Annotated in this window: 25 protein-coding genes and 1 riboswitch; of the genes, 17 read left to right on the top strand and 8 right to left on the bottom strand. The window is 34.3% G+C overall.

Annotated elements, in window-relative coordinates; genetic code table 11:
• Window positions 1-3 precede the first annotated feature (3 nt).
• Together MHH96_RS10990 and MHH96_RS10995 are read left to right on the top strand one after the other, a co-directional pair.
• Window positions 4-369, top strand: a complete 366-nt coding sequence (locus MHH96_RS10990) for a response regulator transcription factor (protein ID WP_095320217.1) — start codon at window positions 4-6, stop codon at window positions 367-369.
• Entirely contained in the window at window positions 359-3,220 is a 2,862-nt protein-coding gene (locus MHH96_RS10995; protein ID WP_328282852.1) for an ATP-binding protein, read from the top strand. The genes MHH96_RS10990 and MHH96_RS10995 overlap by 11 nt, the downstream gene beginning before the upstream one ends.
• Before the next feature lie 49 nt (window positions 3,221-3,269).
• Here MHH96_RS10995 and MHH96_RS11000 read toward each other — a convergent pair whose 3' ends face one another.
• Window positions 3,270-3,842: a YitT family protein gene (locus MHH96_RS11000; protein WP_123259060.1), complete on the bottom strand. Its 573-nt coding sequence runs from the start codon at window positions 3,840-3,842 to the stop codon at window positions 3,270-3,272.
• A gap of 562 nt (window positions 3,843-4,404) precedes the next feature.
• On the opposite strand from MHH96_RS11000, the gene MHH96_RS11005 reads away from it, so the two are divergent.
• Window positions 4,405-4,623, top strand: coding sequence for a hypothetical protein (locus MHH96_RS11005; protein WP_341117294.1), 219 nt, complete (start codon window positions 4,405-4,407; stop codon window positions 4,621-4,623).
• A 92-nt stretch (window positions 4,624-4,715) separates the two neighbouring features.
• Here MHH96_RS11005 and MHH96_RS11010 read toward each other — a convergent pair whose 3' ends face one another.
• Together MHH96_RS11010 and MHH96_RS11015 are read right to left on the bottom strand one after the other, a co-directional pair.
• Entirely contained in the window at window positions 4,716-5,714 is a 999-nt protein-coding gene (locus MHH96_RS11010; protein ID WP_095330175.1) for an inorganic phosphate transporter, read from the bottom strand.
• Window positions 5,715-5,728: 14 nt separating this feature from the next.
• Entirely contained in the window at window positions 5,729-6,346 is a 618-nt protein-coding gene (locus tag MHH96_RS11015; RefSeq protein WP_047942753.1) for a DUF47 domain-containing protein, read from the bottom strand.
• A gap of 558 nt (window positions 6,347-6,904) precedes the next feature.
• Here MHH96_RS11015 and MHH96_RS11020 point away from each other — a divergent pair.
• The 3 genes from MHH96_RS11020 to MHH96_RS11030 all read left to right on the top strand — a co-directional run bounded on the left by MHH96_RS11020 (window position 6,905) and on the right by MHH96_RS11030 (window position 9,197).
• Window positions 6,905-7,744, top strand: coding sequence for an oxidoreductase (locus MHH96_RS11020; protein WP_123259214.1), 840 nt, complete (start codon window positions 6,905-6,907; stop codon window positions 7,742-7,744).
• Window positions 7,745-7,854: 110 nt separating this feature from the next.
• On the top strand, window positions 7,855-8,685 hold the full coding sequence (locus tag MHH96_RS11025; protein WP_341117297.1) for an aldo/keto reductase: 831 nt from the start codon (window positions 7,855-7,857) through the stop codon (window positions 8,683-8,685).
• Between the two features lie 257 nt (window positions 8,686-8,942).
• Window positions 8,943-9,197: a GlsB/YeaQ/YmgE family stress response membrane protein gene (locus MHH96_RS11030; RefSeq protein WP_061797736.1), complete on the top strand. Its 255-nt coding sequence runs from the start codon at window positions 8,943-8,945 to the stop codon at window positions 9,195-9,197.
• Between the two features lie 65 nt (window positions 9,198-9,262).
• Here MHH96_RS11030 and MHH96_RS11035 read toward each other — a convergent pair whose 3' ends face one another.
• On the bottom strand, window positions 9,263-10,186 hold the full coding sequence (locus tag MHH96_RS11035; protein WP_341117298.1) for an RluA family pseudouridine synthase: 924 nt from the start codon (window positions 10,184-10,186) through the stop codon (window positions 9,263-9,265).
• Between the two features lie 174 nt (window positions 10,187-10,360).
• Between MHH96_RS11035 and MHH96_RS11040 the strand changes: the two genes are divergently transcribed.
• Window positions 10,361-10,768, top strand: a complete 408-nt coding sequence (locus tag MHH96_RS11040) for a DUF5365 family protein (RefSeq protein WP_095330172.1) — start codon at window positions 10,361-10,363, stop codon at window positions 10,766-10,768.
• Window positions 10,769-10,869: 101 nt separating this feature from the next.
• Here the strand turns inward: MHH96_RS11040 and MHH96_RS11045 are convergent, their stop codons facing one another.
• Window positions 10,870-11,343: a thioredoxin family protein gene (locus tag MHH96_RS11045; RefSeq protein WP_163186790.1), complete on the bottom strand. Its 474-nt coding sequence runs from the start codon at window positions 11,341-11,343 to the stop codon at window positions 10,870-10,872.
• Window positions 11,340-11,786 carry a disulfide oxidoreductase gene (locus MHH96_RS11050; protein WP_095330170.1) on the bottom strand — a complete coding sequence of 149 codons (447 nt, stop codon included), beginning with the start codon at window positions 11,784-11,786 and terminating at the stop codon, window positions 11,340-11,342. The genes MHH96_RS11045 and MHH96_RS11050 overlap by 4 nt, the downstream gene beginning before the upstream one ends.
• A gap of 210 nt (window positions 11,787-11,996) precedes the next feature.
• Between MHH96_RS11050 and MHH96_RS11055 the strand changes: the two genes are divergently transcribed.
• Window positions 11,997-13,535 (top strand): bifunctional GNAT family N-acetyltransferase/carbon-nitrogen hydrolase family protein, encoded by a 1,539-nt coding sequence (locus MHH96_RS11055; protein WP_095330169.1) that lies wholly within the window; start codon window positions 11,997-11,999, stop codon window positions 13,533-13,535.
• A 266-nt stretch (window positions 13,536-13,801) separates the two neighbouring features.
• A complete protein-coding gene (locus tag MHH96_RS11060; RefSeq protein WP_047945042.1) occupies window positions 13,802-15,076 on the top strand; it encodes an IS110 family transposase in 1,275 nt (424 codons plus the stop codon).
• A gap of 496 nt (window positions 15,077-15,572) precedes the next feature.
• Here the strand turns inward: MHH96_RS11060 and MHH96_RS11065 are convergent, their stop codons facing one another.
• A complete protein-coding gene (locus MHH96_RS11065; RefSeq protein WP_061797721.1) occupies window positions 15,573-15,818 on the bottom strand; it encodes a YhdB family protein in 246 nt (81 codons plus the stop codon).
• A 205-nt stretch (window positions 15,819-16,023) separates the two neighbouring features.
• Here MHH96_RS11065 and MHH96_RS11070 point away from each other — a divergent pair, with 205 nt between their 5' ends.
• The 4 genes from MHH96_RS11070 to MHH96_RS11085 all read left to right on the top strand — a co-directional run bounded on the left by MHH96_RS11070 (window position 16,024) and on the right by MHH96_RS11085 (window position 20,124).
• On the top strand, window positions 16,024-17,028 hold the full coding sequence (locus MHH96_RS11070; protein WP_144546724.1) for a M14 family zinc carboxypeptidase: 1,005 nt from the start codon (window positions 16,024-16,026) through the stop codon (window positions 17,026-17,028).
• Window positions 17,029-17,052: 24 nt separating this feature from the next.
• Entirely contained in the window at window positions 17,053-17,385 is a 333-nt protein-coding gene (locus MHH96_RS11075; protein ID WP_144546722.1) for a DUF3889 domain-containing protein, read from the top strand.
• Between the two features lie 146 nt (window positions 17,386-17,531).
• Window positions 17,532-17,633, top strand: a riboswitch (purine riboswitch).
• A 152-nt stretch (window positions 17,634-17,785) separates the two neighbouring features.
• Window positions 17,786-19,081, top strand: coding sequence for an NCS2 family permease (locus tag MHH96_RS11080; protein ID WP_144546720.1), 1,296 nt, complete (start codon window positions 17,786-17,788; stop codon window positions 19,079-19,081).
• Between the two features lie 245 nt (window positions 19,082-19,326).
• Window positions 19,327-20,124 (top strand): aminoglycoside adenylyltransferase domain-containing protein, encoded by a 798-nt coding sequence (locus tag MHH96_RS11085; RefSeq protein ID WP_144546718.1) that lies wholly within the window; start codon window positions 19,327-19,329, stop codon window positions 20,122-20,124.
• A gap of 295 nt (window positions 20,125-20,419) precedes the next feature.
• Here the strand turns inward: MHH96_RS11085 and MHH96_RS11090 are convergent, their stop codons facing one another.
• Window positions 20,420-21,169, bottom strand: a complete 750-nt coding sequence (locus MHH96_RS11090) for a tautomerase family protein (RefSeq protein WP_328283652.1) — start codon at window positions 21,167-21,169, stop codon at window positions 20,420-20,422.
• Window positions 21,170-21,279: 110 nt separating this feature from the next.
• On the opposite strand from MHH96_RS11090, the gene MHH96_RS11095 reads away from it, so the two are divergent.
• From MHH96_RS11095 to MHH96_RS11110, 4 genes are all read left to right on the top strand, one after another.
• Window positions 21,280-22,161 carry a LysR family transcriptional regulator gene (locus tag MHH96_RS11095; RefSeq protein WP_047942737.1) on the top strand — a complete coding sequence of 294 codons (882 nt, stop codon included), beginning with the start codon at window positions 21,280-21,282 and terminating at the stop codon, window positions 22,159-22,161.
• A 462-nt stretch (window positions 22,162-22,623) separates the two neighbouring features.
• On the top strand, window positions 22,624-23,178 hold the full coding sequence (locus tag MHH96_RS11100) for a TetR/AcrR family transcriptional regulator (RefSeq protein WP_047942735.1): 555 nt from the start codon (window positions 22,624-22,626) through the stop codon (window positions 23,176-23,178).
• 1 nt (window position 23,179) lies between these two features.
• Complete coding sequence (locus MHH96_RS11105) at window positions 23,180-23,536, top strand: DMT family transporter (RefSeq protein ID WP_047942879.1); 357 nt, start codon at window positions 23,180-23,182, stop codon at window positions 23,534-23,536.
• Window positions 23,537-23,678: 142 nt separating this feature from the next.
• On the top strand, window positions 23,679-24,104 hold the full coding sequence (locus MHH96_RS11110) for a YvaD family protein (protein WP_047942734.1): 426 nt from the start codon (window positions 23,679-23,681) through the stop codon (window positions 24,102-24,104).
• Window positions 24,105-24,111 lie beyond the last annotated feature (7 nt).

The raw sequence follows: 24,111 nt of genomic DNA on the forward strand, positions 1-24,111 counted from the left end.
ATGGTGAAAAGAATTTTATTAGCAGAAGATGAAGAAGTATTAAGAATGTTAATAGTTGATACATTGGAAGATGAATACATCGTGGATGAAGCACAAGATGGAGAAGAAGCATTTCAGTTAATTCAAGAGAACCAATATGATTTACTAATCCTTGATTATATGATGCCAATTATGACCGGCTTAGAAGTCATTGAAAAAGTAAGAGCAGATAAAGAGAGAGAGCATCTTAAAATTATGATGCTCTCTGCCAAAAGCCAAGCGAGTGAGCAACATGAAATTATGGGAGCAGGAGCAGATTATTTTATGGCAAAGCCATTTAGCCCGCTTGCTTTATTAGACAAAGTAGGAGAAATATTGAATGAAAATTAAAGATTATTTTGGTAAAAGCATATCAAGACAGTTTGTAGCTTTACTGTTTTTTTTTAGTTTGCTTTTCCTTATGGGCTGTGCCTTCCTTGCACTCAGTCAAAAGCAATTGAATGATCGCTATGCAGAAGAAAGGGAAGTGATCCTTGAAAAAATATCAATCACTAGAGAATTACAAGATATGCTAGAAAATGCTTTATCAGAAGCAAGAGGATACTTCGCGTTTAATAATCCCGATATGCGTTCATCCGCTTTAAAAATGGATGCCAAGACAAATGAATTGATTCAACAGCTAAAAGCTGTTGCTACAACAGATGAAGATGCAGTGTTAGTAGAAGAGATAGCAAATTTTCATTCTTATTATTTTCAGGATATCCTCCCCAAAGCATTAAACTACTTTGATGAAGGAGAAATCGACAAAGTGGTGAAACTCTCAGATGATGGGGGAGCAGATCGAATTAGTCATATAAAGGGTTCGTTACATAACTATTTACAATCGATGACGAATGAACTGAATAGTTTGGTAAATGAACTAGATAAAAATATTATCATTTTTCAAATCAGCTTTCTTGTCTATATTATTTTCATTATGATGGTTATTTATTTTATAGGGCGGGCTGGATTAAAAAAAATTGGCAAACCGTTAGCCGATTTATCAGTTGCGGCAAATGAAATTGCGAAAGGAAATGATGCACAGATAAAGATAGACACCAAGCGAGCTGATGAGATAGGGAAACTCTCTGCTGCTTTTTATCAAATGTATCAAAGTGTTCAAGATAAAGAACAAAACTTATTGGCGCAAAATGAGGAATTACTTGCACAGCAGGATGAACTGCATGCACAACAAATAGAATTAGAAGAGGTCTTAGAGACAGTTAGAGCAAATAGGGAATCATTAAGGCGAAGAAATGAATTAATTAATAGCATTTCGAATTCATTAGATAAAAATGAAGTATTAGAGAGTATTATTACCCATCTAGCAGCAATTCTACAGGCAGACAGAGGAATTATCTTACTATTAAAGGATCAAGCATATGCATCCTACGGAATTGTCGAAGAAGGAGCAGAGCAATTTAAAAATTATGTATGGCAAGGAATGCTCGATCGACTAAAAAAAGAGAAAGACCCATTTATTATTTCAAGAGAAATGGTATTGGCCGAAAAAGGCTATCACCTTGAAAAAGGATTTACACATGATTTGTATATTCCTGTCTATAATTCGGATGATGAAATAACAGCAGTGATGATGCTGAGTCGTTTTAGCGATCCTTACTCGGTGTTTGATAAGGAAGAATTTATTGCGTTGGCAAAACAAATAAGTATTTCTTTAGATAAAATTGAATTATTTGAGCAAACAGAAAATGATCGTGTATTAAACTACGATATCTTAAATACCATTCAAGAGGGTATCCAGGTAGTATGTGGAATAGGTGAAATAATATTTGTGAATGAAAAGCTTGAAGAAATGATTGGGGACACGAAGGAAGCAATATTTTATCCTGGCTGTGGATGGGACGAATGGAAGCATCCATTAACAGCTCATTTTATGGATGAGGAAGGATTGCTCCAGTATATAGAAGCATCCATTAAGGAAAAACAGACGGATTCTTTTAGTGCTTTCATGAAAGATGGACGAGTAGTTAATATTTATGCGGAGGAACTTTTTAGAGGAAACACTAAGTTCGGAACAATCCTTGTTTATAGGGATATAACAAAAGAATATGAAGTGGATAGAATGAAGTCTGAGTTCGTAAGCACAGTAAGTCATGAACTGCGAACACCGTTAGCAAGCATCCTTGGATTTACAGAATTAATGATTAATCGAGAGTTAAAAGTGGATAAGCAGAGGAAATACTTACAAACGATATATGGTGAAGCGAAGAGGCTCACTTCCTTAATAAATGATTTCTTAGACATTCAACGAATGGAAGCAGGAAAGCAAACCTATGAGAAGAAATACATTGATCTAATGCCAATAGTAGAGAGAGTCAAGGAAAAGCTATCTATTAATACTAGTTCCCATCGAATCGAAATAAACCAATTGATAGAGGAAACCATGATTATTGGTGATAAAGCGAAGATTGAACAAGTGCTGACGAATCTTTTAAGTAATGCTATTAAGTATTCCCCTGATGGAGGGACAATAGAGATTAATGTCTATAAAGAGAATAATCAGCTGCGAGTATCTTTTAAAGATGAAGGCTTAGGAATCCCAGAAGCAGAGATCAATAAATTATTTACGAAGTTTTATCGAGTCGATAATACGGACCGAAGAAAGATTGGTGGTACTGGCCTTGGACTTTCTATTGTTCAAGAAATTATGAATGCCCATGATGGCCAAGTGGTAGTAGAATCAGATTATGGGAAGGGAAGTACGTTTATACTTATTTTTCCCCTTGTCCATAAAATGGAGACTTCAGATGAAGCATCTAAAGAAAATAAGCAAACTTACTCGATCATGGTCATAGAAGATGATATTAGCTTGGGGGAATTAATCGTTCATGAATTGCAAGATAACGGCTTCCAAGTTGTGTATTATAAAAATGGTCAAGAGGCAATTCGAATGCTAGAAAAGAATCCGCCAGATGCATTGGTGCTTGATATCATGCTTGAAGATGAAAATTTTGATGGTTGGAACATCTTGAATCATATCAAAAAATCAGAAAAACTCAGAAATATTCCGGTTATCGTATCATCTGCATTAGATGAGAAAGAAAAGGGATTATCATTAGGAGCGCTGGATTATCTCGTAAAACCATATCAAACTAGCCAACTTTCTAAAACCATTATGCAAACCTTATTAAAGATGGGGAAAGTGGGCCAAGTATTAGTACCAGAACAAGATAAAGAGTGAAAGAGTCGCTTTAAAGGCAAGTGGAAGGAGAGGTAATAGCTACCTCTCCTTACTTTATAGGGGAGTTTTTAGATAATAAAGTTGTAAACACAGCCACACAGAAAATAGTTAAGAAAGAAGCTAAAAAAGTTGTCGGCCCAACTATTTTGTAGCCGCTGGCTAAAACGATCCCATCTATTAGAAAAATGATGAAACCTACCTGAATAGAAAGGATCTTTGATAGGACTTGGGCAAGGAGATCAGTCCCTCCAGTGCTGGTCTCAAATCGAAGCATTACGCCAATCCCTATGCCGATAATCACTCCACCCAAAATCGCACTTAATACAAGCTTCAGTGAAAATAAATCACGTAAAAAAGATAGGAAATCAATAGAGATGGAGGAAGCAAGGAAGCCAATTATGCCATAAATAAAGTATTTCCTATTATAAAACCACACCACAATATATAATGGAATGCTTAAAAGAATCATAGACAGACCTGTGGGAATCTCGTAGTGATAGTGAAGAATAAGGCCGATTCCAATTATACCCCCATCTAACAGATGATGTGGGACTAAAAATCCATTTACCCCAATGCCTATTAATAAGCTCCCTACAATTATCGCCGCTATTTTTTCTATCACTAAACATCATCCTATCTATTCCTTGTCCACTCATCTTATACATATGTTTAAAAACGCGAACATAGAAGAACTTAATCGGACAAGCAGGATGAAAATTGATCGAGCAATTGGGATATGGATGTTAGAAGTAAGATAGGTAAGAGTACTACTTTTGCTATTAAATTCTATAAACTGGTGATTTAGCGAAATAAAATAACAGAAGATTGCGAGCATTTATTTGTTGCAAGAAAAAGTGGTGTTCATAAAGGGAATGAAAGCCAGAAACTGCTCGGCTGCAAGAAAAAAAGGTGTTCATAAAGAGAATGAAAGCCAGAAAGAGCTCGGCTGTAAGAAAAAAAGGTGTTCATAAAGAGAATGAAAGCCAGAAAGAGCTCGGCTGTAAGAAAAAGTGGTGTTCATAGAGGGAATGAAAGCCAAAAACTGCTCGGCTGCAAGAAAAAGTGGTGTTCATAAAGGGAATGAAAGCCAGAAAGAGCTCGGCTGTAAGAAAAAGTGGTGTTCATAGAGGGAATGAAAGCCAGAAAGAGCTCGGCTGTAAGAAAAAGTGGTGTTCATAGAGGGAATGAAAGCCAAAAACTGCTCGGCTGCAGGAAAAAGTGGTGTTCATAGAGGGAATGAAAGCCAGAAAGAGCTCGGCTGCAAGAAAAAATGGTGTTCAATCAAAGAATGTGCACAAGCTCATCATAAAATACACACAAAAAGCTACGAACTATTTAAAGTAACTAAAAGTGGCTTTCTTTTCTTAGATATCAGTTCTCTTCCAGCACTTTTTAACTTTTAAAGGGTCCCTTTAAATAAGAAAAACATCTTTACCCAATTAGGTGAAGATGTTTCTTATGGCCATTTATTAAGCCGTATATGATAATTTTTTACTTAAAAAAAGAAATGCAGGATATAGTAACAAATTGCAGCGATACTTGCTGAAATTGGCAATGTAATAACCCATGTAATAATCATTCGTTGTGCTGTTCCCCATTTAACTCCTTTTAAGCGATGCGCAGAACCAACACCGAGAATAGAAGAAGAGATAACATGGGTTGTACTAACTGGAAGGTGAATTAAGGTCGATCCGAAAATGATCATTGCTCCTGATAAATCAGCTGCTACCCCATTTACTGGTCGAATTTTCATAATATTTCCACCAACGGTTTTGATAATTCTCCAGCCACCTACAGAAGTCCCTAGTCCCATTGCAGTAGCACAGGCAAATTGTACCCAAAATGGCACCTCACCAGTTGAAACATAATTATTAGCTAATAAAGCCATCGTAATAATCCCCATGGCTTTTTGAGCATCATTTGTACCATGTGTATAAGACTGCAATGCTGCTGTGAATATTTGGAAATAGCGAAAACGTCTATTTGTTTTTGTTAAATTTAAATCCCTAAAAAAGAATTTAAAAATGGAGTAAATAGTAAAACCAACAATAAAGGCGATGATAGGCGAAAGAATCAATGCCTCAATGATTTTAATAAACCCAGTATAATTAAGGGAGGAGAAACCAGAAGAAGCAATTGCTGCTCCAGCGATTGATCCAATAATTGCATGGGAAGAACTACTCGGTATTCCAAAATACCAAGTAACTAAATTCCAGATGATAGCAGAAATCAATGCTGCAAGGATAACGAGAGAACCATTTGTTAATTGAAAAGGATCTACGATTCCTTTTGTAATTGTCTTTGCCACACCAGTAAAGGTCATCGCACCAATAAAGTTCATACATGCTGCCATAATAATGGCGTGCTTTGGTTTTAGTGCTTTTGTTGATACTGCAGTAGCAATGGAATTGGCTGTATCATGAAAGCCATTAATAAAATCAAATGCTAAGGCAAAGACAACGATTAAAATTGTAAGTATTAATAATGTATTCATTGGAAAAAGACTCCTTATGCGTTCTTCATAATGATACTTTCAAGTGTGTTGGCAACACTTTGACAGTAATCAGCGATATCCTCAAGATTTTCATACACTTCTTTATATTGGATAATACGAATCGGATCTTTTTCTACAGAGAAAAGGTTTTTAATCGATTGTCGTAAAATGCCATCACATTTTGATTCGTGATCTTTAATTCTAATTGCATATTCTCTAATTTTAGGTAATTTTTTAGTTGTAAGTAAATCTACTGCTTTATCAATTTCTACTGCACAGTTTTTGATTTCTTCCACAAAACGCAGCATATATTCATCTGCACTAATGATATTGTACATTTCGAAAAGTGCAGAAGTACTCTCAAGACCATCTAAAACATCATCCATACTCATTGTAAGAGCTAGAATGTCTTCTCTTTCAATCGGCGTAATAAAGGCTTTATTTAATTCTGTGATAACTTCATGAACATATGTATCACCTTTTGTTTCAATTTCCTTCATTGTTTCAGAAAAAGTTTTTAAATCGCTAACATTTGTTAGCTTATAGTCAGCAAAAAAGTCTGCTCCTTCTTTTAAATTTGAAGCGATATTTTTTAACATAACAGCAAACTTATCTTGTTTTTTAAAAACCATTATGGTTACCTCCATTAATATATAACAAATTATGACTAAGCCTTACATATTTTATAGGAAAGTTGTCGAATAGCATAGTATTTTGAAAAGAAATTTACAAAAACTTAATATTTGGTTTACAAACTTTTAAGAAAACTACATTACTTTTTTACAATATTTTCATTAATTTAATAATTTTCTCCAGGAAATTGAGTGCTTTTTCATAGCTCTATCCTAATATTGTGTCCAATTCTATATATAATAAAGTAATAGCAAAATGTCCAAATAAGAAGGAGAGCCACTGTTAATGGATGAAATTATTATTATTCGAGAAAGATATGGCTTATAGGAAGAGAACAGAAATCCCATAAACAAGTTCTATATATTACAATGGACATTACAGGAACTAATAATACGATTATCGAGAAGAAAGGAGATTCCTTATTAGGAGGGGAAGATTAAGTCCAATCCACTCTGTGAATCAAAAAGTTTTAATATAGAAAAGAAGCGTTAATAAGAACAACAGTCAATATAATGTCCATGTGAAGATGAGAATATGTGGCAGGAAAAGGGGAAAAAGTGGAGAAAAAAGTAGTCCTCATAACAGGAGCAAATAGTGGATTTGGGAAATGGATGACAATAGAATTTGCAAAAGCGAACTATACAGTTATAGCATCGATGAGAGATAGGAATAAAAGTAGGCAGTTGGTAGAAGAAGCAACAAAAATGGGGATAATCTCTAATATAGACATAGTTTCTTTAGATATTACTTCTGAGCAATCAGTAGAAAACTTAAGTTTATATGTACAGAGAATAGGCCAGATTGACTTACTGATAAATAATGCCGGCTATGCAGGAGCCGGTTTTTCAGAGGAGATATCAATCGAAGAATATCAACGTCAGCTGGATACGAATTTTTTTGGAGCGATTCGTGTAACGCAATGTGTTCTTCCGTTTATGAGAAAGCAGCGGAGAGGAATGATTATTAATATAAGCAGCATAAGTGGCGAAATTGGATTTCCAGGCTTATCCCCATATGTTTCCTCTAAATTTGCACTAGAAGGATGGAGTGAGGCCTTAAGATTGGAGTTAGCTCCATTTTCTATTCCAGTCGTTCTAGTAGAGCCTGGTTCTTTTCAAACAAATATTTGGACAACAGGGAAGCAAATTGCTGAAAAATCTACCTTGTCTTCTTCACCTTATTATTCGTATATGAAACAGCTCGATACATATTTACATAATAGCAGCAAAAAAAATGGAGATCCAAGGTTGGTAGCTGAAAAGGTAGTTTCTATTGCAAAGAAAAAACATCCAAGATTACGTTATGTAGTTGGAAAAGGAACAAAAGGTACAATCTTTTTCAAGCATATTGTGCCATGGAAGTGGTGGGAGAAAATCGTTCTATATATTTTAAAGTAAAAATATATTAGGAAGCAGGCAATTTTTTAAAAGGAATAATTCATATTTATAGAGAAGTATTCAAATAAGTGTTATTATATGGATAATTCTGATTTTTGGAGGTGTTTTGTTTGGTCAATAGCATCGAACAGAAAGTGACGCTACATAATGGAGTAGAAATACCACAATTAGGGATTGGTGTCTTTAAAGTAGAAGAGGGAGACACCGTATTCCAAACAGTAAAAACTGCTTTGGATCTTGGTTATCGTTCTATTGATACTGCTGCCATTTATAAGAATGAAGAAGGAGTAGGCAGAGCGATAAAAGAAAGCGCTATCCAAAGAGATGAGTTATTTGTTACTACTAAAGTATGGAATGATGATCAAGGATATGATTCCACTTTAAGAGCATTTGAAACGAGTTTGAAAAAATTAGACTTAGACTACCTAGATTTATATTTAATTCATTGGCCAGGAAAAGATAAATATGTGGAAACATGGAAAGCACTTGAGAAATTATATGAAGAAGGATTAGTTAGAGCTATTGGTGTAAGTAATTTTCATGAACATCATTTAGAACATTTACTTGCAAATGCAAATGAGAAGCCAACTGTTAACCAGATTGAATTACATCCAAGGCTTTCCCAAGAGAGCGTAAGAGAATATTGCAAGAAAAAAGATATCAAAGTGGAAGCATGGTCGCCGATTGCCAAAGGTCGGTTAGTAAATGAACCGACACTTAATTATATTGCGAAAAAGCATGAGAAAACCCCTGTTCAAGTTATTTTACGCTGGCATCTGCAACATGGAAATATTATTATTCCAAAGTCTGTTCATCCAGAAAGAATCAAAGAAAATGCAGAGATATTTGATTTTCAACTAAGCTTAGTGGAAATGGATCAAATCGATCGCTTAAATATGAATGAAAGACTTGGCAGTAATCCAGATAAATTATTATTTTAATAAATTTAAGGACTATAAAACGGAACAAACAAAAGGTCTGCGCCTAATTAATTAGGCGCAGATTTTTTGTTAGGAAGCACTTGAATGAATCTTTTTAAAACAATGAATGTAATAGATATGTTTAAAAGACTCAAAGGGTGGTAAATATAAGTACAAGCAGATAGTGAAAATAAACCGTACGGGAAAATCATAGCTGCAGCATGTTTTTCACTATCTCATTGAAAACTATCAACACTATAAGAAAAGGAGTGTTAAATATGGGATTTTTATGGTCATTAATAATAGGTGGTATTATAGGATGGTTAGCAGGATTAATTACTGGTAAGGATATTCCTGGCGGAGTTATTGGTAATATTATTGCCGGTTTTGTTGGAGCTTGGTTAGGATCATTAATTTTAGGAGATTGGGGTCCATCCATTGCTGATTTCGCCATTATTCCGAGCATTATCGGCGCTGTCGTGCTAGTATTTATTCTAAGCTTGATTATGCGTGGAATGCGTAAAACAACATAAAGATAGAGAAAAAAGGAAATGAGCTTTTTTAAGCCATTTCCTTTTTTTTGTTGAAAACATATCCTTCAACTTAATAACGATTCCCAATCTTCATCAGGGAAAATCGGCGGGGTGTCTAATGGTGGAGCAAAGACTGTAATTTGTTCCTGAGAGATAGGATGGGTGAATTGGATTTTCGCCGCATGAAGTGCTTGTCGATGGAACATAGGTTTTCCGCCATAAAGTTTGTCTCCAGCAAGAGGATGATTTATGGAGCTTAAATGGACTCTAATCTGATGTGTTCTGCCAGTGTCTAAAGTACAAGAGATAAGCGTTAAATCATCGAAGGGCAGCCGCTTGATTCGTTTAAAATGGGTGATTGCCTGCTGTCCTGTCTCTGAAATTCTTCTACGGCTGCTATGATGTCGATCTTTCCCAATCGGCTTATTAATCGTTCCTTTTTTCTGTGCTAAAAAACCCTCAATAAGAGCGATATACGTTCTTTTAATTTTTCTTTCTCTTAATAGATAATCAAGCATGTTAGCGACTAAATCGTGTTTGGCAAAAAGAATACACCCGGTAGTATCCCGATCCAATCTGTGAATATGCTTTAATTGTCTTTCTTCTCCACTTAATAATAGATGATAGGCCACACCATTTAATAAGGAAGAAGTATCTTCGGGAGAATGAGGATGGGTATCGATGGAATCAGGTTTGTTTACGACTAAAAGGAAATCATCTTCATAAAGAATAGAAAGATCCATATAAATTGGGATAATGTTGTTAGGCTGCTGCTGAAAGAGATTAATTTTTAAAATATCTTCCTGCTTAAGCATGGAATTCCATGGAACATTTTGGTTATTTAATTGAACTTTTTTCTCCATTTTAAATAGATGAATTTGCTTTTTTGAAGCAAGTAAAACCTGTGAAAAGAACTCCTCGATTGATAATCCTTCCCATTGCACAGGGATTTTAAGCAGTAGCCAGTCTCCTTTTCTTTCATATATCATACATAAAATCTCCTTTGTTTTTTATACGAATGAATGATAAAAGTGTCTTAAATATAACTTAGTTATCATATCATGGTTTTAATTACCACAGAAATGGTTTTTGGGGATATGTTAGACTATGGGTAACAGTTAGGTTGTGTAAATTTATAAGAAATAAAGAGGGTGTTTCATTTCATGAAAGTCGTATTTGCATCAACACCAACACAAGAGGAAAGAATTAATGAGTTGATTCAGACCTTTTATTCGAAGGTATTTCCTTTTTACTTTTCAGATGAGGAAATTAATCAATTCGAACGATTAAAGGTTTTAGCTATTACTCCAGAAAAAGCGCAGTTATTAAGCACATTAAAAACATCTTATCAAGTAATTGCCAGTCTTCAAACCCTTGTGAACATATTGGAGGATCCAGAGAATAAGCACAAATATAAACAAGTTTTTGCAAAAAATGTCCACATTCTCGAGGAATTGGATATATTCTTTCCCTTCCATTTAGATAATTTTAGATCAAGCAGTAACGGGGATTCCTGCAATCAAGTGAATTTTAGTATGTATGCAGAGGCAAATAATTCATACTTACTTTAATTTTTTCTAACTTCCTATTGCTTATTCTTTAGGAAAGGAAAAAGGCCATCGCAGTCAATAGAAAGACGATGGCCTTTTTTATACAAAATTTTTTAGCACCCTTATTTTTTCACACTGTATTCTTCGAGCCACTGTTTAAAGACTGCAGGTTCTTTGTAGCCATTAATTCTGCTTACTTCTTTTCCATTTTTGTATTGGACAATAGTAGGAGTTGACTCGATATTGTATTTATCCCAGCCTTGCTCAAATTCCAATAAATTATATTGATCAATCGATACATTTAATTCTTTTGCAAGTGGCATTAATTCAGGAGTAGTTTTTAAACAATATTGACATTCCGAACTAAAGAAATAGACGGTCACATCTTCCTCGTTTTTTAATTTTTCCTCGAGTTCATCAGGAAGGATGATATTTTGGTAATTAGGATTCTCTAATAATTCAACTGTAGCTGGCTCCAGATCTGCTTTCTTATAGATATTGCCTTCCACAGCTTTTTCTTTTTTCATATGAGATAAAAAAGCTACCCCAGCAAATAAAATAATAATAAAGACAAGGAAAAACAGGACTTTTTTCATTCATTCATCTCCTTTGTTTTTTTCCAAATAATAAGGCTGCAAGTAAAGATAATGATAAATCCAATTAGCGCCATAAAGGGGATCGTGATAAAACCTAACCAATTTATGTACTCACCTGTGCAAGAAACTGGTCCGCAGGCTGATGACGATTCAAAGATGCTAGCTAACTTTTGGATGGAATAGTGATAAATGGAAACACATGCGCCAATCCCAGAAAGAATCATGGTATAAAAGCTGATTTTGTAATCTTTTCGAATTACCGCAATTCCTAAAATAATCACAAACGGGTACATTAAAATACGCTGATACCAACACAAAGTACATGGAACAAATTCTCTAATTTCGGAAAAGTAGAGACTGCCAAACATGCTGAGGACAGCTGCAATCCATGCCAAATATAAAATGTTCTCCCGTGAATCCTTTTGCTTTGTTTTTTCCTCCATAAGATTCTCCTTTATTGTGTTTATTGATTCCTAAAATTGATAGAAATATTTTCACTATAAAAAAAGTATAAAGGTAATCGGAATTGATGTAAACAAACTAGAATTCCAAAAGGAGAGAGATTATATCTGAAAAAAATGGGGAAATGTAAAAATAGTAAATAAAATGTAGAGTATGGATTAAGAAGATCATACATAAGGGAGTAAAATAGTATGCCAAAATTGGATTTATCGAAATTTGAGAAAAAACTCATTATCCGAAACACAGAATTTCAGGATATTGATAAAATCATGAAGCTTCAAGCGGAGTGCTTTCCAGGCATGGATCCGTGGACAAAGGATCAATTAAGAAGCCATATTGAGATTTTTCAAGAAGGACAATTTGTTGCAGAATATGATGGGGAAATTATTGGATCATGCTCTAGCTTGATTATAAATTTTGACGAATATGATGCCCGCCATACATGGGATGAAGTGACAGATGGCGGATATATCACAAATCATAATCCCCATGGCTATAATCTTTATGGAATTGAGGTAATGGTAGATCCAGAATACCGAAGAATGAAAATAGGACACCGTCTTTATGAAGCGAGAAAAGAGTTAGTGCGTCAGTTGAATTTACAAAGTATTATCATTGGCGGTAGAATTCCGAATTATTATAAATATGAAGACCAAATGACAGCAAGAGAATATGTTCAAGAAGTACTGCATCATAAAATATATGATCCAGTACTGTCCTTTCAATTATTAAATGGTTTTACGTTAATGCGGATTAATCCAAATTACTTACCAGATGATGCCCAATCGAAAAGCTATGCAACGATTATGGAATGGAACAATGTAGAATACATGCCAAAATCTAAACGTTTTTTCAAAAGCAGTTATCCTGTGCGGATTTGCGTTGTTCAATATAAGATGAGACAGATAAAGAGTTTTGAGGATTTTGCCAATCAGGTAGAGTATTATACAGATGTAGCATCCAATGGGGAATCAGATTTTGTTGTATTTCCTGAATTGCTTACATCGCAATTAATGTCGTTTATGGATGAACGTGTTCCAAGTACGGCTATTAGAAAGGTAACAGAATATACAGAGCAGTATATTGAGCTTTTCACTAATTTAGCAATTCGCTATAACATTAATATTATCGGTGGTTCTCATTTTGTGAAAGAAGATGATGAAGAAATTTATAATATTGCCTATCTTTTTAGACGTGATGGCACGATTGAGAAACAATATAAATTACATATAACGCCTAATGAGCGGAAATGGTGGGGGATAAGACGAGGAGATGCCGTCAGGGTTTTTGATACAGATTGTGGGAAAATTGCGATTCAAATTTGCTATGATATTGAATTTCCAGAGCTAGCCCGGATTGCAACCGATATGGGGGCGAAAATTATTTTTACCCCGTTTTGTACAGAAGATCGCCAAGGTTATTTACGTGTCCGGTATTGTGCGCAAGCTCGAGCTGTAGAAAACCAAGTTTATACGGTGATTGCTGGGACTGTCGGTAATTTACCACAAACAGAAAATATGGATATTCAATATGCCCAATCGGCTATCTTTGCGCCATCTGATTTTGAATTTGCCCGAGATGGGATTGTTGGGGAAACAAACCCAAATATAGAAATGGTTATGATCGGAGATGTAGATTTAGAAATACTAAGAAGACAACGACAAAGAGGAACAGTCCGCCAATTAAAAGATAGACGCTTTGACGTATACCGAATTGAATATAAGAAGTAATCAATTATAGATGTAATATGAAATGAACAGGTAAAACTAATCTCTTTGAATTATTAGGATGTTGCTTTCCGCTTCGGGGGTTCGCTTTCCGTGGGGCTCGCGCATAGCCGCGGTCTGCTTACAGCCTGCAGGGTCTCAGACTGTCTCGCTAATCCCACAGGAGCATTCCTGTGGGATTAGTTTCTGTGGTATTGCACAAAAAAAGATCCTCCTTTATGATGCTTATATTGAGACCAATCAACACAGCGTCAGAAGGAGAATCTATTATGAATAATACCCGTAATCACCGTTTAAATCAAGTGTCTACTTCCACTTTAATCATTGGAATTGACATTGCTAAAAATACACACTATGCATGTGCGGTGGACGATCGAGGGGTTGAGTTAAGTACCTCTTTTTCTATCCACCAGTCTCATCATGGTTTTCATCAATTTTATCTCAAGCTTCAAAATCTAAAGGCCATTCATCAAAAGGATGATTTATTGATTGGATTCGAGCCTACTGGGCACTATTGGATGAATTTAGCTGCTTTTCTTACCCAAAATGATATTCGTTTTGTCATGGTCAATCCTCTACATGTGAATCGTTCCAAGGAGTTGGATGATAACTTACAAACGAAGAATGATAAGAAGGATGCGAGAGTCATTGCTAAACTAATAACCAATGGATACTTTAGTGATCCTCGTCAAATAGAAGGAATAGAAGCAGAGCTTAGAGAAGGTTCCTCTATTCGGTGGAATCTGAAAAAGGACATTTCGAAAGTGAAAAATCGTATCATTCGCTGGACGGATCGTTACTTTCCTGAATTTAAAGTAGCATTTAAAGATTTAGGGCTGAATGCATGTGCCATATTAAAACATACCCCTTTACCAGTAGACTTAATGGAAAAAGAAATCGAGGAGTTAGTCCTTTTATACTTGGAAAAGGAAAAACTAAAGTATCCAGCAAGACCTAAAATAGCACAACTAAAGAGAGTGGCGGTACAATCTATTGGATTAACAGAAGGCTCCAATATGGCTCGTATAGAAATTTACTCTTTAATTACTCAATACGAACTTCTGACAAAGCAATTAGAACAGGTAAATGAAAGTTTAAAGACACTAGCAGAGCAACAAGCGGAATATCATTATTTATTATCAATCCCTGGCATTGGGGAAACTACCGTTATAGATTTACTAGCAGAAGTGGGTTCTCTCAAGCATTATAAACATCCACGCCAACTTATTAAATTAGCGGGATTAACCTTACGAGAGAACTCTTCTGGAAAGATGATTGGACAAAAGCGAATCTCCAAAAGAGGGAGAAGAAAGCTGCGAGCCCTTCTCTATCGTGCTGTCTTGCCTTTGATTAGAAATAATGAAACCTTTTATGATTTATATCAGTATTATATCTCTAGAAAAGAAAACCCTTTGAAGAAGAAAGAAGCATTAGTCGTTCTATGTAATAAAATGTTAAAAATTTTTCATGGACTTTGTCAGCAAGAAGTACTGTTTGATAAGGAGCGAATGAGACAAGATCTCTCTATCCTCCAACCCAAATAAAAATCTATAAGACGGTTATATTCAAAAAGATGACAGGAAAGCTGGCTTTTAGAGAGACTTACGACTTAGAGTCCATACAGGAGCATGATACCAGCCTCTGCCTTATGATGAGACCAAACGAAGGAATGTAAGCGCGCGACGCTAAGAGACATGGGAGGGTACGTCCTCATAAGAAGAGTAGAGATACCGGATGCATCTAATAGTGTATATTTGTCAATAAATCCCTATTGGCTCTAGCGTCGCGTCCACTTACTTACCAAATATTATAATTAATGGAATAGTTAGTTAAAATATGATTCAAAGAGTTTTCCTAAAAAAATATTGGACTAAAAAAATAACGCTGTAAACGTTGGTATATCAACTTTCCTCGAGGGAGTCTCACCCCCTCCACTCCAATCAACACATAAAAATGTAATTCTTACTTCGCCAATATCTTTTTGTCGACAAACTCAAACCACGACTGAAGTGTCGTGGTTTTTTGGTGGGATTCTATCTATTACATGGTAGTTGTGTGAATCCATTCTTCTTCGGCTAAATCGTTGGCGTGATCGATGTAGCGTAATAAGGAATATAAATGTTTTTCTATGACTGAATAATCATGTTCAAAGTTGTAGGCATGCAGAAATTGTTCAATTTTTTTTGAGAGAAAGTTATCATGGGTTCTTACCATCAATATGAGAAGATTATCCCACTCTGATCGATGAGTATAGTATAGGGCTCGATCATAATCTGTTTTGTTCATCTTTATGCCTCCTTATGTGGGAAGGAGATGATTATATTATATGGATAAAGGTAAGAATGTTACCCACTAAAAGTTGGCTATATTGATTTAAAAGGGTTTTCTGTTTTTACCTGTATAATTCTTGTGGTTTCATGTGAGAATAAATTCAACGTAATATGAATAAGGACTCCTATATATCCACAATATAAAGAAAAAAGGGGTTATTATGAAAAGGCGACTTATTATTATTCTAACTGCAATCTCAGTCTTTCTTTGTGTAAATACAAAGGAGTCCTATGCGAAATCAGTTGTTGATACGAGTGAAGTGTATACATACGAAAACTTTCAAGATGATGTTTGGATTTTAAAAAGTAAATATAAGAAACAGCTCCAAGTCCATGCGATTGGAAAATCAGAATTTGGTCGAAAAATTTATGCGATTCAAATAGGGACAGGAAAGAAAAGTATCCTTTTGTCAGGTGCACATCATGGAAGGGAATGGATTACTTCTTTATTAACGATGAAAATGGCAGAGGATATTGCAGGGACAATAAAGAATGGAGACAATTTTCTTGGTTCCTATTCGATTTGGATTGTACCAATGATCAATCCAGATGGAGTCACCATTCAACAGGGGAAAATCAACAAATTTCCGTTTTTCTCGAAAAGAAAAATAAAGAAGATGAATGGCGGCCTAAATGATTTTACGCGTTGGAAAAGTAATGGGCTAGGAGTGGATCTAAATCGACAATATCCTGCTGGATGGGAGTATATAAAGGATTCCAAAAAAGAACCTTTTTATAAAAATTATAAAGGGAAAGCTCCATTTGAAGCAAAAGAGGTACAAGCCATTGTCGAGTTAACAGAAAAAATAAAACCAACGATTGCGGTTGCTTACCATTCTTCTGGTCAGGAGATTTTTTGGCAATATAATAATGGAGTGAATGAGGACAGAGATCGGATGATTGCAGAAGTTCTCGCAAAAGAAACTGGGTACAAGCTTGGGGTTCCACCTAAAGACGCCGTAGGGGGTGGATTTACAGATTGGTTTATTACGACCTATCATTTACCCGCATATACAATTGAAATATGTCCATTGGTAGATGAGCGCCACCCTTCCTTGACAAACTTTTCTAAAGAATGGGCCAGAAATAAAACCATTCCCAGAACGCTGATTGAGGAAGCCAAAAAAATAGATGCGATACATAAAAAAATGCTGGGAGATTCATAATAAGAAAAAACATTGGAGGTAAATATGAAGACTAAATCTTTATCCGTTCTTATTGTTACCATATCAGTATTAGTTATGGCATTTATGTTTCCATCCCATCATTTAGCTGTCCAAGAGTTAGATTATAAGAAATTTGGGACTGTTGCAATGGCTGTAGTAAAGGCAGATTATCCAGAAGAGTCTGTAACTGATTATAAATATTTAGGGCGCAAAAAAATATCTCCGCAAGAAGAACAAGATTCCTTTCAATTTCTTGTAAAAGAGGGTGGAAAGGAAAAAACAGTTATCATTACAGTGAATCATAGTATCAAAAATTATAAATTCATCTCCTTAGTAGTAGAAGAAGCAAAGCCATAAAAAAGACCGAAATGGTCTTTTTTATGGCTTTTTCCGAGTTGGTTTGCTTTCAATTCTCAGTATTTTGCATTTGTTACTAGACAATTCTATTCCAATTTATACTATTGACATAATAAATTAATCTTGTTATCATTCTCCTATTGTTTTTAAAAAGAATAGATAGACCTTGTATAAATTCAAGAATATGGCTTGAAAGTTTCTACCAGCTACCAATAAATAGCTTGTCTACAAGGAATGGGAATTTTATAACATTTTTATTCCGTTTTGTAGAAAAGCTTTGACCAAATAAGGGTCAAAGTTTTTTTTATTATCTAATGGGAAAATAAAATGAATTAGTGGTAAAACTAATCTTAGAATCACTCCCTATCGATCTATAATTTAGCAAATAGGAGACTACAACATGAGAGACTTTTTTAAATTTGCAGAACGGAACACTTCTTATGCGCAGGAAACACTTGCAGGAATAACAACTTTCCTATCGATAGCATATATATTAGTTGTAAATCCAATTATCTTAAGCCAATCCGGAATGGATAGCGGTGCTGTATTCACAGCAACTGCGCTCACGGCGATTATCGGAACATTACTTATAGGTTTACTTGCTAACTTTCCAATCGCAATTGCACCTAGTATGGGCCTGAATTCGTTCTTCACTTTTTCTGTATGTATTGGAATGGGAATAGAATGGCAGGTCGCTTTAACGGGTGTTTTTGTTGCAGGAATCATTTTTATGTTATTAAGTTTAATGAAAATCCGCGAGAAGATCATTAATATCATTCCAGCGAGTTTAAAGCATGCAATCGCTGCTGGAATTGGATTTTTCATTACGTTTATTGGGTTGAAAAATGGCGGAATTATTATTGGCAATCCAGATACATTTGTCTCGATTGGTGATTTAACGTCCCCTATGACCCTGCTGGCAATTATAGGTCTTGTCATTACAATTGTTATGTTAGTACGCGGCATTAACGGCGGGATTTTTTATGGCATGGTCATTACTACGATTGTGGGAATGATTTTTGGATTAATAGAAGTTCCTTCTTCGGTTGTTGGAGATATACCAAGCCTTAAACCAACATTTGGTGTTGTATTTTCTCATTTAGATGAGATTTTTACGCCAGAAATACTGACAGTTATCTTTACCTTTTTAATTGTTGCCTTCTTTGATACTGCAGGTGCATTAATTGCCTTAACTAGTCAAGCTGGAATGATGAAGGATAATAAGATTCCTAATATCGGTAAAGGGCTGCTTGCCGATTCTGCTGCCGGTGCCATTGGGGCTATTTTAGGCACATCGACACCTGCAACGAGTGTTGAATCTTCGGCAGGTATTGCTGTCGGAGGAAGAACAGGCTTTACGTCTGTCGTCATTGCAGCTTGTTTTGTAATCGCATTGTTCTTTTCACCACTTGTTGCCGTTATTTCAGTGGAAGTTACAGCTGCTGCATTAATTGTGGTAGGGGCATTAATGGCCATGGAAATTAGGAGAATAGACTGGACGAAGTTAGAAATTGTCATTCCATCCTTTTTAACAATTATTATGATGCCTCTTACTTCTAGTGTGGCAATCGGGATTGGATTAGGATTTGTTTTTTATCCAATATGTTTAGTATCACAAAAGCGTTATAAAGAAGTTCATCCAATTATGTATGTACTTTGCTTGTTATTTATTTTATACTTTGCTTTTATCGTGTGAAGCTTTAAGTAGGGAAGGATGATAAAATATCATACAGTATATGCATTGAAAGAAAAAGGATAGAAGAGTGGAAGGAATTCGCTCTATCTATCCTTTTTTTGTACAATATTCTTATTTCCCCACAGAACAGCAATATGATAGTTGTAAATGTTTACATTGGCGATAGTTAGTATTAATATTAACTAAAATTACTATTTTTAACAAATAAGCATATTGGTAACGGAGTAAGAACAGGGGGGAGAAAGATGGGGGATGTTTGGAAAACATGTTCTTCAGAAGTGAAGGATTTTGTCTTTCATCTAAATAAAAGTATGAAGGAAATTATAAAAGACAATTACATTGGTTTTTATATACATGGTTCTTTGGCTATGGGAGGATTTAATCCTAAAAGCAGCGATGTGGATGCTTTGGTTATTACGCATCAATCATTAGAAGTAGAAGATAAAAGAAAATTAGCGCGGTTCTTATTAGGTTATTCCAATTCTCCATATCCCATTGAAATAAGTTTTCTAAATACGGATCAATTACGGCATTGGCAGCATCCATCTGCATTTGACTTCCATTATAGTGAGTTTTGGAGAGAACGCTTCGAAAGAGATTTGTTAAATGGTACCTATCAGTATCTAAATAGTGACATTCATTCAGATGCCGATTTAGCAGCTCATTTAACGATTACTTATCAAAGAGGCATCTGTGTAGAAGGTAAACCTATAAAGGAAGTATTTCCTTTAGTTCCAAGCGCAGATTATATATCGTCCATACTAGGTGACTATTACGATTGTTTGGAAAATATCGAAAAAGACCCCATTTATTGTTCGTTAAATTTAATAAGAGTATTTTGGTATCTTAAAGAAGGAGTCGTTTCCTCGAAGCAAGAAGCTGGTAATTGGGGGCTTAAAACTTTCCCTAAGGATGTAAGGACCATCATTCGTAAAGTCGTCGATTCTTATAATAATGGAAATGGTACTAATACTTTTGAGAAAGACGAACTTGTCTCATTAAGAGATTATATTGCTGATAAGGTTCAAAAACTATTAAGCTAACGAATGTTTATAGGGGAGATTAACTGCTAATCATGCATCTTCGATTATGTTATACAAAATGAAAATATCTTTGGATACATAGGAAAAGAATGGGGAACTTTAGCTATAAAAAAAACTATTAAGTTACGTTATTGATAAGAGCTAATTGGTAGCAGGATTATAATTTCCAATGGAGAATCTTACAAATAATCAATCTAGCAAAATAGATAAAATAAGTATGGCTTTTTTTTATAAATAGAATGTTTACAATAAAAGTGTGTTGAACTATGCTCAACACACTTTTAGCCAATACAGATTATGATGAAAATACTTTTTTTGCTGCATCCAGTGCAGAAGTTGACTTAGGCCAACCAGTATAGAAGGCAAGGTGCGTAATTAACTCGATTATTTCATCTTCTTTGATTTTATTTTCCATCGCTAAATTGATGTGAAATGGTAATTGTTCTATGTTACCTGCTGTAATTAAGGAAGAAAGCGTAATTAGACTTCTATCTCGCATCGATAAGTTTTTTCTCTTCCATAAATCACCGAAAAGCACACTTTCAGTATAGTCTACAAATGCAGGAGCTAAATCTCCTAGCGTATTTCTAATATTTGATTTTATTTCTTTCTTAGATAAATGATTTTCTTTTATTATGGTAGTAGCAGCGTTCCAATTAGTAACCATCTGTGCTTCTCCCATACCAAATGACCAATTTTCCAATGGAGTCTCATTAAGAATGATAAAAACATTTTCTTTAGTTACAATATTTTTTTCACTAAGATTATCAGTTAGTGTATGGTATAGATTCCTCTTTTGCTCAATAGTTCTGCCTATTCCGCATGTAATTTGAATATACAAAAGTTTTTTAGTTCTTTTGGCATTGATTAAATAGTGGGAATTGAAATGGAACTGTTCTTTTTTGTGTGAATCAAATACTTGAAAAAAATAATCATATGGGACATTAAATTCTTTGATTAGAGAATTCATTATTTGTGTACTAATAAATTGTAATTCCTTCTTATTATATTGCTCTTCAAGATAACTAATTTTAATAAATGGCATATTATATCCTCCTCTATCTTATTAATATCATTGTAGTTTATAACTCTTGATCTATATAATTGAATTAATTGAATAACATAATTCGATAATTTCGATAAAGAGGGAAGATAATGGATTTAAAAGAACTAATTACTTTTCAAACGATACTAAGACAAGGGACATTTTCAAAAGCTGCAGAATCACTGCATTATGCACAATCAACAATTACGAATCAAATTCAAAGATTAGAAAAGGAATTGGGAATTAGCCTTTTTTATAGAGGATGGGAGGCTGAGTTAACACCTGCTGGGAAAATATTTGCGGAAGAAGTTGATGATCTTATCAACCATTGGAAGTTTGTTACGGAGCAGGCAAAGGCAATACAAAAAGAAGAAGTTGGAACTATTAATATAGGGATTATTGACTCAATAACGAATATAGTACCAAGTATTCTAGCTCGATTTAGTAGGGAAAAGCCTAAAATCGTTTGCAACTTTGTTGTAGGAAATACAAATTCTTTAGCAGCAGCTCTGGAGAAAAATGAAATAGACTTTGCCATATGTGCAGAAATTGCTGGACAGTTTCCATATACATTTGAATCTTTATATGAAGAGAAGCTAGCATTTATAGTCTCCAATATACACCCTTTCGCTAATAAAAGTAGAATGTACAGCTTAGAAGAGCTGTGCGATTATCCAATTGTTACAGGAGGAAAGAACTGCATTTATCAGTTAAAGTTAGAAAAAGAATTACTAACTATTTCTAAAAAGCCCTTTTGCTATACAATTAGCCAATTATCGATAATCCCACAGTTTATTATATCAATAGATGGAGCAATAGGCGTAATTGTCTCTTCCATGCCTATTCCCGACAACTGTAAAAAATTAGATGTAGAGATTAACAATTCAGATATTAAGATAGGTATTATGAGAAATTTGAGGTATGATAACATGACTTCTTCCAAACAATTACTTTTAAACTACTTAATAGAAAGCCTTTCAAGAGTTAAATAAAGGGAGAGGTGCGTTTAAAGATAATCATTCACTTAATATGATGAGATAATTAGTATTTTTTAAGGTATTTCTTTATTAACAAATAAAGAAATCCGTACATGATAAATAACTGTTCTTTATATATTCAAGGGATAATAATTGCAAATATGAACAAGGGACCATCTAATATTTGATGGTTTCTTTTAATGATCAAATTTGATTAGCTATTAAGATAGGTTTTAACTGAAGGTGGATTGTACGATTGAAATTGTTCTATGAAGACGCTGGCTCAGAATCATTCATAAGTAGAAGTTCTTGTTTATTTATTTGACTAAATAATGCAGCGCCTCTCATTCCGGAAATAGAGTTCGAGTATTTGTCATTATTACATTTTATAAAACTATTGTGCAATTTTAGATATTATACTATACTGGTACCAATAAAACCGAATGAGTTTCATTCGTATTGGTAGGAGGTCTGTTTTTGCATAATAGAATTATTGATGAAACAATTAGATTGATTCAAGTAAAAGGATTTAGTTTTACAGTGAGTGAGTTAGCTGCTAATTTAGGAACAAGCAAACGAACAATTTATCAATACTTTTCTTCAAAAGATCAGATTGTTGACGAGATTATCGAAAAACTTATTCATAGTATAAAGCAAAATGAACAAGAGATTGTTATGGATGAGAATACAAATGTGTTAGATAAGATTAAACTTATCCTTTGTAGTACTCCTGAAGAGTTCGGGATTATGGATATTCGCTTATTGTCCGATTTAAAAAAGCACCATTTTCAACAATGGGAGAAATTAGATATTTTCCTAAGAGAAGAATGGTCAACTGTTCTTACTTTGATGAAGCAAGGGATAAAACAAGGAAACCTTCGAGATATTAATCTAGATATCTTTATTGAGTTGTATCTAGGTGCTATAAATCAAATTTATGTTTCGCAAAGCTCATTAACAATTAAAGAAAAATTAGAAGCAGTTATGGATATATTGTTGAATGGCATTTCGAAATATAAGGAAGGTGATTAATATTTCTTGGCTATATTTATGTTTGGCAATAGTATTTGAGGTTGCTGGTACAACAAGTATGAAATTATCTGAAGGCTTAACAAAGTTATTACCAAGTATTTTATTAATATTCTTCTATCTAAACAGTTTAGTATTTTTAACGTTGGCATTAAAGACGATCGAAATCTCTGTGGCTTATGCAATCTGGTCAGGTATAGGAATCCTAATTATTTCAATTATTGGAGTATATTATTTTAATGAGAGTTTAAGTCTTGTGAAAATAACTGCGATTTTTCTTATTATTATCGGCGTTGTAACTCTTAACTTTACTGTCGATCATAGTGAAGCATCTGATCACAAGTCTCAGATGAGCGAGTAGTTATACTAGTTATTCAAATTTTATCCTATTTTACTTCTATTACCTGTAGGAATGAACTCTTATAATTGTTTATTGTAACTGTGACTACATTTGGTCTTATTTCAGCAGTAAAGAAATATTTAAATAAGAAAGGATTTTGTTAATGAAATATTTAAAGCCTTTTTTTCTCGTCACCGATATAGGCTTTATCATATATTGGATTATTACATATTTCAGTCTTATTCCTATAGAATGGGCCTTTAAGGATTATGATAATCCCATTATTATTGCTTGGAACTGGTCGTTTTTTCCTTTAGATATTTTCATCTCAGCAACAGGGCTCTATAGCTTATACTTATATAAGAAAACAAGTGCAAAATGGAAGCCGTATGCCTTAATTTCATTAGTGCTGACCTTTTGTTCGGGTTTGCAGGCTATTGCATTTTGGGGATTTAGTTTAGAGTTTGATATAAGCTGGTGGGCAGTAAATTTGTATTTAATGATTTACCCACTGTTTTTTATTCCCTTTTTTATTAATAGTGACAAATCAACTTCTAAAGAGTTGCCTTGTAAAGTAGATACAGTGTAATTAATAC

This window comes from Niallia sp. FSL K6-0212 (genome assembly GCF_038007605.1).
Taxonomy (GTDB): domain Bacteria; phylum Bacillota; class Bacilli; order Bacillales; family Cytobacillaceae; genus Niallia; species Niallia circulans.